The 14,830-nt window shown below is 69.1% G+C and carries 10 protein-coding genes and 1 pseudogene; 4 read left to right on the top strand and 7 right to left on the bottom strand.

The window, feature by feature from the left end; genetic code table 11:
- Positions 1 to 16: 16 nt before the first annotated feature.
- The 7 genes from OG385_RS25700 to OG385_RS25730 all read right to left on the bottom strand — a co-directional run bounded on the left by OG385_RS25700 (position 17) and on the right by OG385_RS25730 (position 9,164).
- Positions 17 to 733, bottom strand: a complete 717-nt coding sequence (locus tag OG385_RS25700) for an ABC transporter ATP-binding protein (RefSeq protein ID WP_266858041.1) — start codon at positions 731 to 733, stop codon at positions 17 to 19.
- A complete protein-coding gene (locus tag OG385_RS25705) occupies positions 730 to 1,662 on the bottom strand; it encodes an ABC transporter ATP-binding protein (protein ID WP_266858043.1) in 933 nt (310 codons plus the stop codon). The genes OG385_RS25700 and OG385_RS25705 overlap by 4 nt, the downstream gene beginning before the upstream one ends.
- 8 nt (positions 1,663 to 1,670) lie before the next feature.
- On the bottom strand, positions 1,671 to 3,545 hold the full coding sequence (locus OG385_RS25710) for a branched-chain amino acid ABC transporter permease (protein ID WP_266858045.1): 1,875 nt from the start codon (positions 3,543 to 3,545) through the stop codon (positions 1,671 to 1,673).
- Between the two features lie 5 nt (positions 3,546 to 3,550).
- The gene (locus OG385_RS25715; RefSeq protein ID WP_266858047.1) at positions 3,551 to 4,483 is read right to left on the bottom strand and encodes a branched-chain amino acid ABC transporter permease; all 933 of its coding nucleotides are present in this window, start codon (positions 4,481 to 4,483) and stop codon (positions 3,551 to 3,553) included.
- 104 nt (positions 4,484 to 4,587) lie between these two features.
- Positions 4,588 to 5,817, bottom strand: a complete 1,230-nt coding sequence (locus tag OG385_RS25720) for a branched-chain amino acid ABC transporter substrate-binding protein (RefSeq protein ID WP_266858049.1) — start codon at positions 5,815 to 5,817, stop codon at positions 4,588 to 4,590.
- A 503-nt stretch (positions 5,818 to 6,320) separates the two neighbouring features.
- Positions 6,321 to 6,794: a PaaI family thioesterase gene (locus OG385_RS25725; protein ID WP_266858050.1), complete on the bottom strand. Its 474-nt coding sequence runs from the start codon at positions 6,792 to 6,794 to the stop codon at positions 6,321 to 6,323.
- A gap of 90 nt (positions 6,795 to 6,884) precedes the next feature.
- On the bottom strand, positions 6,885 to 9,164 hold the full coding sequence (locus tag OG385_RS25730; RefSeq protein WP_266858051.1) for an FdhF/YdeP family oxidoreductase: 2,280 nt from the start codon (positions 9,162 to 9,164) through the stop codon (positions 6,885 to 6,887).
- A gap of 123 nt (positions 9,165 to 9,287) precedes the next feature.
- On the opposite strand from OG385_RS25730, the gene polA reads away from it, so the two are divergent.
- The 4 genes and pseudogenes from polA (at position 9,288) to OG385_RS25750 (ending at position 14,822) form a co-directional block, all read left to right on the top strand.
- The gene (gene polA / locus OG385_RS25735; protein ID WP_266858052.1) at positions 9,288 to 11,999 is read left to right on the top strand and encodes a DNA polymerase I; all 2,712 of its coding nucleotides are present in this window, start codon (positions 9,288 to 9,290) and stop codon (positions 11,997 to 11,999) included.
- 185 nt (positions 12,000 to 12,184) lie between these two features.
- A pseudogene (locus tag OG385_RS25740) lies at positions 12,185 to 13,177 on the top strand (lytic transglycosylase domain-containing protein); the annotation flags it as partial.
- Positions 13,178 to 13,612: 435 nt separating this feature from the next.
- Positions 13,613 to 13,753, top strand: coding sequence for an SPW_0924 family protein (locus OG385_RS25745; protein ID WP_266858054.1), 141 nt, complete (start codon positions 13,613 to 13,615; stop codon positions 13,751 to 13,753).
- Between the two features lie 70 nt (positions 13,754 to 13,823).
- Complete coding sequence (locus tag OG385_RS25750; RefSeq protein ID WP_266858055.1) at positions 13,824 to 14,822, top strand: DUF3068 domain-containing protein; 999 nt, start codon at positions 13,824 to 13,826, stop codon at positions 14,820 to 14,822.
- Positions 14,823 to 14,830 lie beyond the last annotated feature (8 nt).

The raw sequence follows: 14,830 nt of genomic DNA on the forward strand, positions 1-14,830 counted from the left end.
ACCGGGCGGACCGGGTTCAGTCCTCGCCGAGGTACGCCTTGCGGACCGACTCGTCGTGCAGCAGGTCGTGGCCGGTACCGGAGAGCGAGATCTTGCCGATCTCCATGACGTACCCGTGGTCGGCCAGCGACAGCGCCGCCTGCGCGTTCTGTTCGACGAGCAGGATCGTCATGCCCTGGGACTTGAGCTCGACGATGGTCTCCATGATCTTCTGCATCATGATCGGCGAGAGGCCCATGGAGGGTTCGTCGAGCATCAGCAGCTTGGGCTGCGACATCAGCGCCCGGCCCATGGCGAGCATCTGCTGCTCACCGCCGGAAAGGGTGCCCGCTGCCTGCTTCCGGCGTTCGCCCAGGATCGGGAAGAGGTCGTAGGCGCGCTGGATGTCCTTCTCGATGCCTTCCTTGTCGTCCCTGAGGAACGCTCCGAGCTGGAGGTTCTCGAAGATCGACAGGCGCGGGAAGATGTGCCGGCCCTCGGGGGAGTGGGCCAGGCCGAGGGCGACGACCTTGTGGGCCGGGATGCCCGCGAGCGGTTTCCCGTCGAAGGCGATCGTGCCGCCGGCCGGTTTGATCAGGCCGGAGAGGGTGCGCAGGGTGGTGGTCTTGCCGGCGCCGTTGGTGCCGATCAGGGTGACGACCTGGCCGGCTTCGACGCTGAAGGAGATGCCCTTGACGGCCTCGATCTTGCCGTAGGCGACCCTGAGGTCCTGGACCTCCAGGAGAGCGGTCACTGGGTGTCTCCTTCGGTACCGGTGGAGCTGGTGGTACTGGTCGTGCCCGTGGTGCTTGTCGTGCTGGTGGTACCTGTCGCGGCCTCGGCCGCTTCGACCTCGGCCACCTCCTCGTCCCCCGGTGCGCCTTCGAAGGGCGTTCCCAGGTAGGCCGCGATGACGCGTTCGTCGCCCTGGACCACCTCCGATGTGCCCTCGACGAGCTTCTCGCCCTGGACGAGGACGGCGACGCGGTCGCAGAGGTTGAAGATGAACCGCATGTCGTGCTCGATGACGAGTACGGCGATGCCCTGGTCCCGGATGGCGAAGACGAGCTCCTCGGTGGCGCGGGTCTCCTGCGGGTTCATCCCGGCGGTGGGCTCGTCGAGCAGCAGCAGACCGGGTTCGCTGGCGAGGGCGCGGGCGATTTCGAGCTTGCGCTGTTCGCCGTACGGGAGGTTGCGCGCGAGGTGGCCGGCCTTGTGGGCCAGGCCGATGAACTCCAGGAGTTCTGTTGCCCGTTCGCGGGACCTGGCCTCGGCCCGGTGGAAGCCGGGGCCGCGCAGGATGGCGGACCAGAGGCCTTCCTTGGTCCTGGTGTGGCGTCCGACGAGGACGTTCTCCAGGACCGTCATATTGGCGAAGAGCCGGATGTTCTGGAAGGTGCGGGCGATGCCCGCCTTGGTGACGAGGTGCGGTTTGGGCGGCAGGACGGTGCCCTTGTAGCTGACCTTGCCCTCGGTGGGGACGTAGAGGCCGGTGAGGCAGTTGAAGAAGGTGGTCTTGCCGGCGCCGTTGGGGCCGATGAGGCCGACTATCTCTCCGGCGTTGACGGTGAGGTCGACGTCGCGGACGGCGGTGAGGCCGCCGAAGCGCATGATGACGCCTTCGGCCTGGAGCACGGGGGCGGCGGTGGCTTCCGGGGCCGGTGCGGTCGTGTGCGTGGTCATGTCGTTCCTCACGCCCCTGCCTTGCCTGCGGGGACGGTTTCGTCGCCGGTTGTGCGTTGTTCCGGCAGGTCGGGTGCGCTGTCCTCGTGGAATTCGAGCTGGTGCCGCCGGTTGGCGATGACGCCTTCGGGGCGGAAGCGCATCAGCAGGACGAGTGCGATGCCGAAGGCGAGCAGTTCGTACTGCTTGAGGAAGCCGAGCTTCTCCGGGATGAGGTAGAGGAAGGTGGCACCGAGGATCGGGCCGCCGACCGTTCCCATGCCGCCGAGTACCACTGCGGCCAGCAGGAAGGCCGAGTTGGGCGGGGCGGCTCCGGCGAACTGGTACGGGGCGGGGGTGACGCTGTAGGTCACGTGCGCGCTGACCGTTCCGGCGAGGCCCGCGAGGGTGGCGCCGAGTGCGAAGGCGATGAGCTTGACCCGGAAGCCGTTGATGCCCATGGCGGTGGCCGCTGTCTCGTCCTCGCGGATGGCGATCCAGGAGCGTCCGATACGGGAGTCGGCCGCGCGGTTGAAGACCAGGACGACGAGTCCGGTGATCACCAGCATGAGCAGGAAGTAGTTGGCGAACCGGCCGAGGGTGAAGCCCGCGATGTTGTGGGAGGCACCGAGGTTGAACCCGAAGAGTTCGAGGTCCGGGATGGAGGGGATGCCGTTGGGGCCGTTGGTGATGTCGGGGCCCGACGAGCCGTCCAGGCTGTTCACGGCGATGCGGAAGATCTCTCCGAAGCCCAGGGTGACGATCGCGAGGTAGTCGCCGCGCAGTCGCAGGGTGGGTGCGCCGATGAGGACGCCGAAGATCAGGGAGGCTGCCATTCCGGTCAGGGCGGCTGCCCAGAACGGGAATTGGACGCCGGAGAAGGTGGAGAACTCGGATCCGGAGACCAGTGCCGCCGCGTAGGCGCCGACGCCGAGGAAGGCGACGTAGCCGAGGTCGAGGAGTCCGGTGAGGCCGACGACGATGTTGAGGCCGAGGGCGACGGTTCCGAAGATGAGGATGTTCACGCCGAGGTTGGCGTTGTGGTCCTCGCTCTGGGTGAACGGGAAGATCGCCGCTGCGAGGAACGCCATGGAGGTGGCGAATCCTTTGTGCCGGGCGTTGAGTTCGGAGAAGCGGTCGGTGAGTCCGGCGCCGAAGAGCGCCCAGGCGTTGAAGACGACGAGCAGGACGAACGCGATGAAGACTTCCGGCTGTTCGTCGGGGACGCCGATGCCGTACGTGAAGACGATGAGGCCGAGCACGGTGGCGGCGGTGATGACCACGCGCTGTCCCCAGGCCGGGAGCGCCTGGGCTGCGGGGATCGGGTCGGCCTTGGCGAAGTAGGACTTCGCGGTGGTGCCGGGCCTGGGCAGCGCGAGTGTGCCGACGAGGGCGACTGCGGCGCCCACGGCGGCGATCCAGCCGCCCGGGTCGAGGTTGACGAGCCCGCCGAGTTCGAAGGCGATGGCGAGGACGACGTACCAGACGACGGCGAACGCGGCGAGCGCCGCGAGGAAGACCGGGGCGGTCGCGCCGCTGGGGTTGAGCCAGCGCAGTCCGCGTACGCGAGCGTGGCTGAGGACGAAGAGGAGGGTGACGACGCCGCCGATGACCGCGAGGAACTGGAGTCCTGAGGGGTTCCCGGAGTAGGTCAGGTCGTCGGCGAAGTCGGACTCCCAGGTCCAGGAGAGGAAGGCGCTCACGATGGTGATGACGGCGCCGGCGATGGTGAGTACGCGGGCGGCGACCAGCGGGAGCGGGATGAGCGGCGAGGCACCGGAGGGGGTGGCGGCACTGGTGGCGGTGGGCTCGTTGGCCGGGTTGGTGCCGGTGGTGCCGGTGGTGCCGGTGGTGCCGGTGGTCTCGGCGTTCGCGTCGGGCTCGTTGTTCTGGGTGGGTTCCATGTCCGTCACGCCCTGTCCGCGACGCGTTCGCCCAGTAGACCTTGTGGTCGTAGGAGCAGTACGAGAATCAGCAGCACGAAGGCCCAGACCGCCGACCATGCCTGGCCGCCGAGCTGATGCATACCGGGAACCTGGTCGATGTACGCGGTGGCCATGACTTCGGCGACACCGAGGACGAGACCGCCGAGCATGGCGCCGTAGATGTTGCCGATGCCGCCGAGCACGGCCGCGGTGAAGGCTTTGAGGCCGGCCTGGAAGCCCATGCTGTAGTCGACGTTGCCGATCTTGAAGCCGTACGCGATGCCGGCGACGGCGGCGAAGAGGCCGCCGATGGCGAACGCGATGACGATGATGCGGTTGGTGTCGATGCCCATGAGCTGGGCGGTGTCGGGGTCCTGGGCGGTGGCCTGCATGGCGCGGCCGGTGCGGGAGGTCCGGGTGAAGACGGCGAGAGCGGCCATGCAGAGGGGGGCCGCGATGATCAGGAAGAGGTCGCCGCTCTGGATGTCGATGGAGCCGAGGTGGTACGGGCCGCCGGGCAGTGGCGGGAAGACGCGGGCGTTCTCCGCGCCGGGGTACCAGTTGAAGACTGCCTGCTGGAGTGCGAGGGAGAGGCCGATCGCGGTGATGAGCGGTGCGAGTCGTGGCGCGCCGCGCAGGGGCCGGTAGGCGAAGCGTTCCGCTCCGACGGCGACGAGTACGGCGACGATGGCGCCGCCCACCAGCATGGCCGGCAGGGCTATCCACATCGAAGTGCCGTCAGGCAGTACGTACATGTAGACCGTCAGCGCGCCGAAGCCGCCGGTCATGAATATCTCGCCGTGGGCGAAGTTGATGAGCTGGACGATGCCGTACACCATCGTGTATCCGATGGCGATCAGCCCGTACATCGAGCCGAGGAACAGCCCGTTGGCCAGCTGTTGCGGCAGGGAGTTCACCGCATGGCCTCCATGTGGGTGGGGTGTGAGCTACGGGGAGACTGCGGGCCGCGCGGTGACTGGTGGTCGTGGCCGCGCGGCCCTGTGCACTGCGGTGTTCCTGGTCAGCCGGCCGGCGTGTAGATGCCGCTCTTGACGGCCTTCCAGGCGCCGTTCTTGACCTGGTAGACGGTGAGCTGCTTGTTGGTGGTGTCGCCGTACTGGTCGAAGGAGACGTGGCCTGCGATGCCGTCGAAGTCCGTCTTCTGGACGGCGTTGACGATCTGCTGGCGGGCGTCGGACGGGACCTTGCCGTCCTTCACCACGGCGCCGACGGCCTTGATGATGGCGGTGGCGGCGTCGTAGGAGTATCCGCCGTAAGTCCCGTAGTCACCGGTGTACTTGGCGGCCTTGTACTTCGCGATGAAGTCCTTGGCGGCGGGGAGGGACTCGACGGGGACGCCGACGGAGGTGGCGAGGTCGCCCTCGGCCGCCTTGCCCGCGGTCTTGATGTAGGTGGGTGAGAACATGCCGTCGCCGCCCATGAGCGGGATGTGGGCGCCGGCGTCCTTGAGCTGCTTGGTGATGATCTGGGACTCGTCGTACTGGCCGCCGTAGTAAAGGATGTCGGCGCCGGAGTTCTTGATCTTGGTGACGAGGGTGGAGAAGTCCTTGTCCCCGGTGTTGACGTGGTCCTGGCCGGCCAGCTTGCCGCCCGCCTTCAGGAAGTTGGCCTTGAAGAGCTTGGCGAGACCGGCGCCGTAGGTCTGCTTGTCGTCGACGACGAAGACCTTCTTCTTCTTGAGCGTCTGCCCGGCGTACTGCGCGGCGAAGCCGCCCTGGAGGGCGTCCGTGGTCGCGGTGCGGAAGTACGTCTTGTACGGGCGGACCTTCTTGGTCTGCCAGTTCTTGCCCTGGGTGAGCTCGGGGGCGGTGTTCGCCGGTGATATCTCGACCAGGTTGGCGGTGGCGAAGACCTGCTGCATGGTCTGTGCGACACCGGAGTTGAGCGGTCCGACGACGCCCAGAACGTTGTTGTCCGCGACCAGCGCGGAGGCGTTCTGCTGGCCGGTCGGCGGCAGGGCCTTGTCGTCGAGTGCCTTGATGCTGAACTTCACGCCGGGCACGGTGTTGTTCTTGTTCGCGTCATCGATGGCGACCTTGACGCCGCCCTGGATGCCGAGGCCGGTGGCGGAGTTCGCTCCGGTGAGCGGCGCGTCGACGCCGATGACGACCTCGGTCTTGCCGCCGCTGCTGCCCTTGCTGTCCTTGTTGTCGCGCGATCCACAAGCGGTGAGTGTGAGCGCGCCTGTGGTCAGCACGGTGGTGAGTATGAGCAACGAACGCTGTCGCACGATGAATCCTCTCCCTGGCGCCGCCGCCTCTGCTGAGGCGCCGTAGGTCTCGCCGGGCCGTACTGGATTGGTGCAGGGCCGTGCTGCAGACGCGCCCGGCGGCGCGGTGACTGGGCGTGACTCTAAGCGCAGGTGACGGAAGTGCGGACCATCGAAGGTCAGGATGTGACTGTCTTGTTATGACCGGAGCGGCGAACGGTAGGCGCACTGCGGACAGTTGGGAGAAATGCGGTCACCATGTATCTGCCCGGGATGTGAGAACGTGCAGTTCCGCTAAGGGGCTTGAGGCAATCATGGTGCTGTCGGCGGGTGCGCGGTGCGGGTGTCGCAAAGCCGCCGCCGGGCGGGCCGGCGGCGGGGTGCGGGGGCACCGCGGAATCCCTCATTCATTGCGGTTTTGTTACGCAGCGTGACATGAAAGTGCGACGGCCGGTGTTCTGCGTGACGGATACGGCCGCTGGGGCGTGTCCGCGACGTCGCCCGGTCGTGGAGAGCGGGTGGGGTCAGCCCGCGGAGCCGTCGGGGGCGGCGTCGCGCAGAAGGCAGGTGAGCCGGGCCGTGCAGACCCGCTTGTCCTGTTCGTCGGTGATGACGATCTCGTACGTCGCGGTGGACCGGCCGCGGTGGACCGGGGTGGCCACCCCGGTGACCAGCCCGCTGCGGGCGCCGCGGTGATGCGTGCAGTTGAGGTCGACGCCGACGGCGAGCTTGGAGGGGCCGCCGTGCAGCATCGAGCCGACGGAGCCGAGGGTCTCGGCGAGTACGGCGGACGCGCCGCCGTGCAGCAGGCCGTACGGCTGGGTGTTGCCCTCGACCGGCATGGTGCCGACGACGCGGTCGGCGGCGGCCTCGATGATCCGGACGCCCATCCGCTCGCCGAGATGGCCTGCGGAGAACAGCGCGGGCAGGTCGACGCCGAGCTCGGCGTACTCGTCGATGACCTCTTGAGGGAACTTCACGGTGGTCTGCTCGCCCATGGTGGTCCGGCTCCGATCGTCGTGGCGGCTGCTGCGCCGGCTTCCGGCAGCGGACCGCTGGCGGGCCCGCCCGGTGGCTTAAGCGAACGCTTAGGCCGTGGCGGATTGTTCCAGACGGACCACCAGGGACTTGCTCGTGGGGGTGTTGCTGACGTCGGCGGTCGCGTCCAGCGGGACCAGGACGTTCGTCTCCGGGTAGTACGCGGCGGCGCAGCCTCGGGTGGTCGGGTAGTGCACCACCCGGAAGCCGGGGGCGCGCCGCTCGACGCCGTCCTTCCACTCGCTGACCAGGTCGGCGTACGAGCCCTCGGCGAAGCCGAGCTCGCGGGCGTCGTCCGGGTTGACCAGGACGATGCGGCGGCCGCCCTTGATGCCGCGGTAGCGGTCGTCGAGGCCGTAGATCGTGGTGTTGTACTGGTCGTGCGAGCGCATGGTCTGGAGCAGCAGCCGCCCCTCGGGGAGCTCCGGGTGCTCGACGGGCGCCGCGGTGAAGTTCGCCTTGCCGGTGGCCGTGGGGAAGCGGCGCTCGTCACGCGGGGCGTGCGGGAGGGCGAAGCCGCCGGGCGCGGCGATGCGGGTGTTGAAGTCCTCGAAGCCCGGCACGACGCGCGAGATCCGGTCCCGGATCGTGGCGTAGTCCTTCTCGAACTCCTCCCAGCCGATGGCGGATTCGGCGCCGAGGACCGCGCGCGCCATCCGGGCGACGATGGCCGGCTCGGAGAGGAGCCGCGGGCCCGCGGGGGCGAGGTTGCCCCGGGAGGCATGGACGAGACCCATGGAGTCCTCGACGGTGACGAACTGCTTCCCGCCCGCCTGGACGTCCTTGTCGGTGCGCCCGAGGGTGGGGAGGATCAGGGCGCGGCTGCCGGTGACGGCGTGCGAGCGGTTCAGCTTGGTCGACACGTGCACGGTGAGGGAGGCGCGGCGCATGGCTGCCTCGGTGACGTCGGTGTCGGGTGTCGCACCCACGAAGTTCCCGCCCATGGCGAAGAAGACCTTGGCCTTGCCGTCGCGCAGCGCCTCGATGGCGCGGACGACGTCGAAGCCGTGGTGGCGGGGCGAGGTGATCCCGAATTCCTTGTCCAGTGCGTCGAGGAACGCGGGATCGGGGCGCTCGAAGATGCCCATCGTGCGGTCGCCCTGGACGTTGGAGTGCCCGCGTACCGGGCAGACACCGGCGCCGGTGCGGCCGATGTTCCCGCGCAGCAGCAGGAAGTTGACCACTTCGCGGATGGTCGGCACCGAGTGCTTGTGCTGGGTCAGGCCCATGGCCCAGCAGACGATGGTCCGCTTGGAGGCGAGGACCATCGCGAGGGCCTGCTCGATGTCCGTGCGGGAGAGGCCGGTGGCGGTGAGTGTCGCGTCCCAGTCGGCGGCGCGTGCGGCGGCCGCGAACTCCTCGTATCCGTGGGTGTGTTCGCGTATGAACAGCTCGTCGGTCGCGCCCTCGGTCTCGATGATCAGTTTGTTCAGGAGGCGGAAGAGCGCCTGGTCGCCGCCGATGCGGATCTGCAGGAAGAGGTCGGTGAGGGCCGCCCCCCTGAGCATGCCCTGCGGGGTCTGCGGGTTCTTGAAGCGCGCAAGGCCGGCCTCGGGCAGCGGGTTCACGGAGATGATCTTCGCGCCCGCGGCCTTGGCCTTCTCCAGCGCGGAGAGCATGCGCGGGTGGTTGGTGCCCGGGTTCTGCCCGGCGACGATGATCAGGTCCGCCTGGTGCATGTCGTCGAGGGAGACGCTGCCCTTGCCGATGCCGATCGTCTCCGAGAGCGCCGATCCGGACGACTCGTGGCACATGTTGGAGCAGTCGGGCAGGTTGTTCGTGCCGTAGGCGCGGGCGAAGAGCTGGAGCAGGAACGCGGCTTCGTTGCTGGTGCGGCCCGAGGTGTAGAAGAGCGCCTCGTCGGGGGAGTCCAGCGCCCGCAGCTCCTCGGCGATGACCTCGAAGGCACGCTCCCAGCTGACCGGCTCGTACCGGTCGCCGCCCTCCGGCAGGAGCATCGGCTCGGTGATCCGGCCCTGCTGTCCCAGCCAGTAGCCGCTGCGCGACGCGAGATCGGCGACGGGGTGCTCGGCGAAGAACGCGGGCGTGACCCGGCGCAGCGTCGCCTCCTCGGCGACGGCCTTGGCGCCGTTCTCGCAGAATTCCGCGGTGTGCCGTTTGTCGCCCTCGGGCCAGGCGCAGCCGGGGCAGTCGAAGCCGCCCTTCTGATTGACCTTGAGAAGGGTCCTCGCGGTCCGCACCACGCCCATCTGCTGCTGGGCGATCTGCAGGGTGTGGCCGATGGCGGGCAGCCCGGCGGCGGCATGATGCGGGGCCGTGACCTGCGGCGCGTCCTGAACCGGGTCACCTGTGGGCGGCTTGGCAGCCATGGCGCTCTCCTTCGAGCGGGCGGATCGGCGTACAGCCCCGATCCTGTCACGCGCCACTGACAGCCGTTCCGGTGAGGTGTGCGGAGGTCTGGATTGTCAGTGCTCCGTGGCAGGATCGGACCCGTGGCAAAGACAGCATCGAAGCAGACCGCAGACACCCGCCCCCGCCTGCTCCTCATGGACGGGCACTCTCTGGCGTACCGGGCGTTCTTCGCGCTGCCCGCGGAGAACTTCACGACCGCGAGCGGTCAGACGACGAATGCCGTCTACGGCTTCGCGTCGATGCTGGCGAACACACTGCGTGATGAGGCGCCCACCCACTTCGCGGTGGCTTTCGACGTCTCCCGCAAGACCTGGCGAGCGGACGAGTTCCCCGAGTACAAGGCGAACCGCTCCAAGACCCCCGACGAGTTCAAGGGCCAGGTCGAGCTGATCGGCGAAGTGCTGGACACGATGCGGGTGGACCGCTTCGCGATCGAGGGCTTCGAGGCGGACGACGTCATCGCGACGCTCGCCACCCAGGCCGAGGCGGCCGGCTTCGAGGTACTGATCGTCACCGGTGACCGGGACTCCTTCCAGCTGATCACCGACCATGTCACCGTGCTGTACCCGACCAAGGGCGTCTCCGAGCTCACCCGCTTCACACCGGAGAAGGTCGAGGAGAAGTACGGCCTGACCCCGCAGCAGTACCCGGACTTCGCGGCGCTGCGCGGCGACCCGTCGGACAACCTTCCGGGTATCCCCGGCGTCGGCGAGAAGACGGCCGCGAAGTGGATCAACCAGTTCGGTTCGTTCGCCGAGCTGGTGGAGCGTGCCGACGAGGTCAAGGGCAAGGCCGGGCAGAATTTCCGCGATCACCTGGATGCGGTGCGGCTCAACCGCCGGCTCACCGAGATGGTCCGCGATGTCGAGCTGCCGAAGGGCCCGGCGGACCTGGAGCGCGCCGCGTACGACCGGGAGGCGTTCGCGCACGTGCTGGATGTGCTGGAGATCCGGAACCCGAGCCTGCGCGAGCGGCTGCTGGCCGTCGACCCGGGTGCGGCGGACGAAGCGGACCAGGCTCCGGCCGCCGGAGTCGAGCTGGACGGCTCCGTGCTGGCCTCCGGGGAGCTGGCGCCCTGGCTGGCCGAGCACGGCGGGCAGCCGCTGGGCATGGCCACCGTCGAGAGCTGGGCGCTGGGCACCGGCAGTGTCCGCGAGATCGCGCTCGCCGCGGCGGACGGGCCCGCCGCCTGGTTCGACACCACCCAGCTGGACGAGGCCGACGAGCAGGCCTTCGCCGCCTGGATCGCGGACCCGGAGAGCCCCAAGGTCATGCACAACGCGAAGAACGCGATGCGGGTCTTCCCCGAGCACGGCTGGAGCGTCGAGGGCGTCGCGATGGACACCGCGCTCGCCGCCTATCTGGTGAAGCCCGGCCGGCGCTCCTTCGCGCTGGAGCCACTGGCCGTGGAGTACCTGGGCCGGGAGCTCGCCCCGGCGGCCTCCGCCGACGGCCAGCTCGCCTTCGGAACGGATGAGCAGGCCGAGGCCGAGTCCCTGATGACCCAGGCCCGCGCGGTGCTCGACCTCGGCGACGCGTTCGGCGAGCGGCTCCAGGAGGTCGGCGCCACCGGACTGCTGCACGATGTGGAGCTGCCGACGTCGATCCTGCTGGCCCGGCTGGAACGGCACGGCATCGCCGCCGACCGCGCCCATCTGGAGGGAATGGAGCAGCAGTTCGCCGGTGCGGTGCAGCAGGCCGTGAAGGAGGCGCATGCGGCGGTCGGGCACGAGTTCAACCTCGGCTCGCCCAAGCAGCTGCAGGAGGTCTTCTTCACCGAGCTCGGTCTGCCCAAGACGAAGAAGACCAAGACCGGGTACACGACGGACGCGGACGCGCTGGCCTGGCTGGCCGCGCAGACCGAGCACGACCTGCCGGTGATCATGCTGCGCCACCGGGAACAGGCCAAGCTGCGGGTGACCGTCGAGGGCCTGATCAAGATGGTGGCCGCGGACGGCCGGATCCACACCACTTTCAACCAGACGGTGGCGGCGACGGGCCGGCTGTCGTCCACCGACCCCAACCTGCAGAACATCCCGGTGCGTACGGACGAGGGCCGGGCCATCCGCCGCGGCTTCGTCGTCGGCGAGGGGTACGAATCGCTGATGACCGCCGACTACAGTCAGATCGAACTGCGGGTGATGGCGCATCTGTCGGAGGACGCCGGGCTGATCGAGGCGTTCACCTCGGGCGAGGACCTGCACACCACGGTCGCCTCACAGGTGTTCGGGGTGGAGAAGTCCGCCGTCGACCCGGAGATGCGGCGCAAGATCAAGGCGATGTCGTACGGACTCGCCTACGGGCTCTCGGCGTTCGGCCTCTCCCAGCAGCTGAACATCGAGGCCGGCGAGGCGCGCGGGCTGATGGACACCTTCTTCGAGCGGTTCGGCGGGGTGCGGGACTATCTGCAGCGCGTCGTCGAGGAGGCCCGCGCCACCGGGTACACCCAGACGATGCTGGGCCGCCGCCGCTATCTGCCCGATCTCAACAGCGACAACCGCCAGCGCCGTGAGATGGCCGAGCGGATGGCGCTCAACGCCCCCATCCAGGGCACCGCGGCGGACATCGTCAAGGTCGCGATGCTGAAGGTGGACCGGGCACTGGCCGGGGCCGGGCTGGCCTCGCGGATGCTGCTCCAGGTGCACGACGAAATCGTGCTGGAGATCGCCTCCGGCGAGCGCAAGCAGGTGGAGGAGATCCTCCGCAGGGAGATGGCGGCCGCGGCACAACTGCGGGCCCCGCTCGATGTGTCGGTGGGTGTCGGCGCGGACTGGGAGTCGGCCGCACACTGACCCCGGCCCGGCCCGGGGTGCGGGCTCCGGGCTGCGCACCGCGGCAGGAAGACGCCCGGCGGCCCGGAGCTGAAGAATCGGTGAAAAGCGATCAGTGGCCGGTGTTGCGAGGGCGGTAGTTGTCGTAATGTCACCGGAGTCCCGCGCTGGGGGGCGCGATCAGTCGACGGGGAGGAACCACACCTATGGCACCGCACTTCAGCAGCCGGTTGCGCAAGGGGGCGACGGCGACCACGGTGGCCGCGCTGGCGGTGGCGGCGATGACCGCTTCGCAGGCGCCGGACGCCATGGGCAGCCAGTCCCCGGACAACAGCAGGCAGGCCGCTGACGCGACGCCACCGTCCGGTACCCCGGTGAGCGGCGACTCCCCGTACTTCACCGACCTTCCCCCGCTGAACACCCCCGCCAAGCCGGCAACTCCCGTCACCACTCCGGCCGGAGCTGACGCGGCCGGCATACCGGCTTCGGTGCTGGCCGCCTATCGGAAGGCGGAGCAGACCGTCGCGGGCACCGACCCCGGCTGCCATCTGCCGTGGGAGCTGCTCGCGGCGATCGGCAAGGTCGAGTCGGGCCAGGCGCGCGGCGGGCGGGTGGACTCCGCGGGCACCACACTCAGCCCGATCCTCGGCCCCGTGCTCAACGGCGCGGGCTTCGCCAACATCTCCGACACCGACAACGGGAAGTACGACGGCGACACGACGCACGACCGCGCGGTCGGCCCGATGCAATTCATCCCGTCCACCTGGGCCACCTGGGGTCAGGACGGGAACGGCGACGGCAAGAAGGACCCCAACAACGTCTTCGACGCGTCGCTCGCCACCGGCCGCTACCTCTGCGCCGACGGCCGCGACGTCTCCGGACAGCACGATCTCGACCAGGCGATCCTGGGCTACAACCACTCGCAGGAGTATCTGAGTACGGTCCTGTCCTGGTTCGAGTTCTACAAGAAGGGCACCCACGACGTCCCGGACGGCACCGGCGTGCTGCCCGCCGGTACCGGACCCGACGGCCAGGGGTACGGCGGAGGAGACCACGGCGACGCACCCCGTGCGGGCGACAGTCCCTCCCGTCCCGGCTCGACGCCGTCCCCGTTCCCGTCCAAGGCGCCCAGGCCCAGCCCCAAGCCGACGAAGACCGGCGCCGGGACGATCGCACCTGCGCCGGGCCCCAGCAAGAGCGGCAAGCCCTCGGCATCCCCGAGCCCTTCGGGCAGCCCGAGCGGTTCGCCCTCGCCGAGCGGCTCCGGCTGCCCGACCCCCTCGCCGTCGCCGTCGGACAGCGCGAGCCCGAGCCCCTCGCCGTCCCCCTCCGGCTCGGCCAGTCCCTCACCGTCGCCCACGCCGTCCCCGTCCGGCAGTGCGAGCGGTTCGCCGTCGCCGTCCCCGAGCAGGAGCGGCAGCCCGGCTCCCTGCGCCACCGGCTGACCCAGGTCCGTCCAGCCGTCCGAGTCACCGAGCCCGGCCGTGCACCGAAACCGGTGTGCGGCCGGGCTCCGTCGTGCCCGCCCGGATCCGGCCCGGACAACAGGTCGGCGCAACGTGTTCTCATCTCGCCGCCGCATTGCTACGGTGCCCCATCCCTGACGATGCATCAGATCCCGTAGGAGGCCGTGCATGCGCGCCCTCGTAGCCGCCGCCATCGGGCTGGCCGTGGCCTTCGCCCTCGTCCTCACGATCACGGCGGTCGGTTCACCCACCGGCAAGACCTCGCCCAAACCGTTGCTCACCACCGTCCCCGGCCCCAAGAGCCAGTAAGGCCGAGAGCCAGGCACCAAGAGCCGGGCCCAAGAGTCAGTAGGCCCCAAGACCCAGTAGGAGGACGGCCATGCGCCGTAAAGCCAGTCTGGTGCTGCTCGCCTTCGCGGTCTTCTGCGCCGCCATGTCCCCGCTGATGCGCTGGTACGCCTTCCCCCGGCTGGCGAAGATCCCGGCCAACCAGTACCAGGAGGAAGTCCTGCAGGCGAAGCCCGCGACCCTCCTCGACTACGGCACCATGCAGGCCAAGAAGGTCCCCGAGGTCACCATCGTGCAGACGCTCCGGGGCAATGTCGCGGAATCCAACCGCATCGAGCAGAGCGCCGGACGTGATGTCGTCGTCTGGGACTCGCTGTCCTATGTCGCCGGACCCGACGGCAAGATGGTCTCCGAGATCCCCGAGCGGTACATCTTCGACGCGCACACCCAAGCACCGGTCCACGCGACCGGCGAGATGGTCGACGGCGACCCGGTCAGCCGGACGGGCATCGAGTTCAAGTGGCCGTTCCTCACCCAGAAGCGCGACTACGAGTACTTCGACGCCCAGACCCACACCTCGGCCCCCATCCACTACCGGGGCACGGTGAAGTTCCACGGTCTCGACGTGTACTACTTCGAGGAGACCATCCCCTGGACCAAGGTGTCGATGCCGAAGAAGATGCCGGTCAAGGGCATCACCCCGGAGTCCGTCGCGAAGACCGGCACCACCCGCTGGTACTCCACCAAGCGGATGTTCTGGGTGGACCCCGTCACCGGTGCCCCCGTCAACGGCGAGGAGATCCACAAGGAGGAGCTGCGCGGCGGCACCCTGCTGGGCGGCCGGGCCAAGGTCACCGCGTTCGCCGGGGACGTGAAGATGCGCCCGGACTACGTCAACTACACAGTCAACCTGGTCAAGTCGAACCGGCTGCTCGTGCTGCTGCTCACCTCGTACCTGCCCTGGGGCTTCCTGGGCCTCGGCATCTGCCTGCTCGCGCTGGCGCTCTGGCTGGAGGCGCGCAGCCGCCGGCCGGGGGAGCCCGACCGGCCGGACGCCCGGCTGCCCGACCCGGAACCGGTCATCGTCTGATCCGTAAC

This window comes from Streptomyces sp. NBC_01306, assembly GCF_026340465.1.
Classification (GTDB): Bacteria; Actinomycetota; Actinomycetes; order Streptomycetales; family Streptomycetaceae; genus Streptomyces.

Bases quoted from the DNA above. Each gene is read 5' to 3' on its own strand.
- OG385_RS25710 (WP_266858045.1), bottom strand. From the start codon at position 3,545: ATGGAACCCACCCAGAACAACGAGCCCGACGCGAACGCCGAGACCACC.
- OG385_RS25705 (WP_266858043.1), bottom strand. From the start codon at position 1,662: ATGACCACGCACACGACCGCACCGGCCCCGGAAGCCACCGCCGCCCCC.
- OG385_RS25730 (WP_266858051.1), bottom strand. From the start codon at position 9,164: ATGGCTGCCAAGCCGCCCACAGGTGACCCGGTTCAGGACGCGCCGCAG.
- OG385_RS25745 (WP_266858054.1), top strand. From the start codon at position 13,613: ATGCGCGCCCTCGTAGCCGCCGCCATCGGGCTGGCCGTGGCCTTCGCC.
- OG385_RS25725 (WP_266858050.1), bottom strand. From the start codon at position 6,794: ATGGGCGAGCAGACCACCGTGAAGTTCCCTCAAGAGGTCATCGACGAG.
- OG385_RS25750 (WP_266858055.1), top strand. From the start codon at position 13,824: ATGCGCCGTAAAGCCAGTCTGGTGCTGCTCGCCTTCGCGGTCTTCTGC.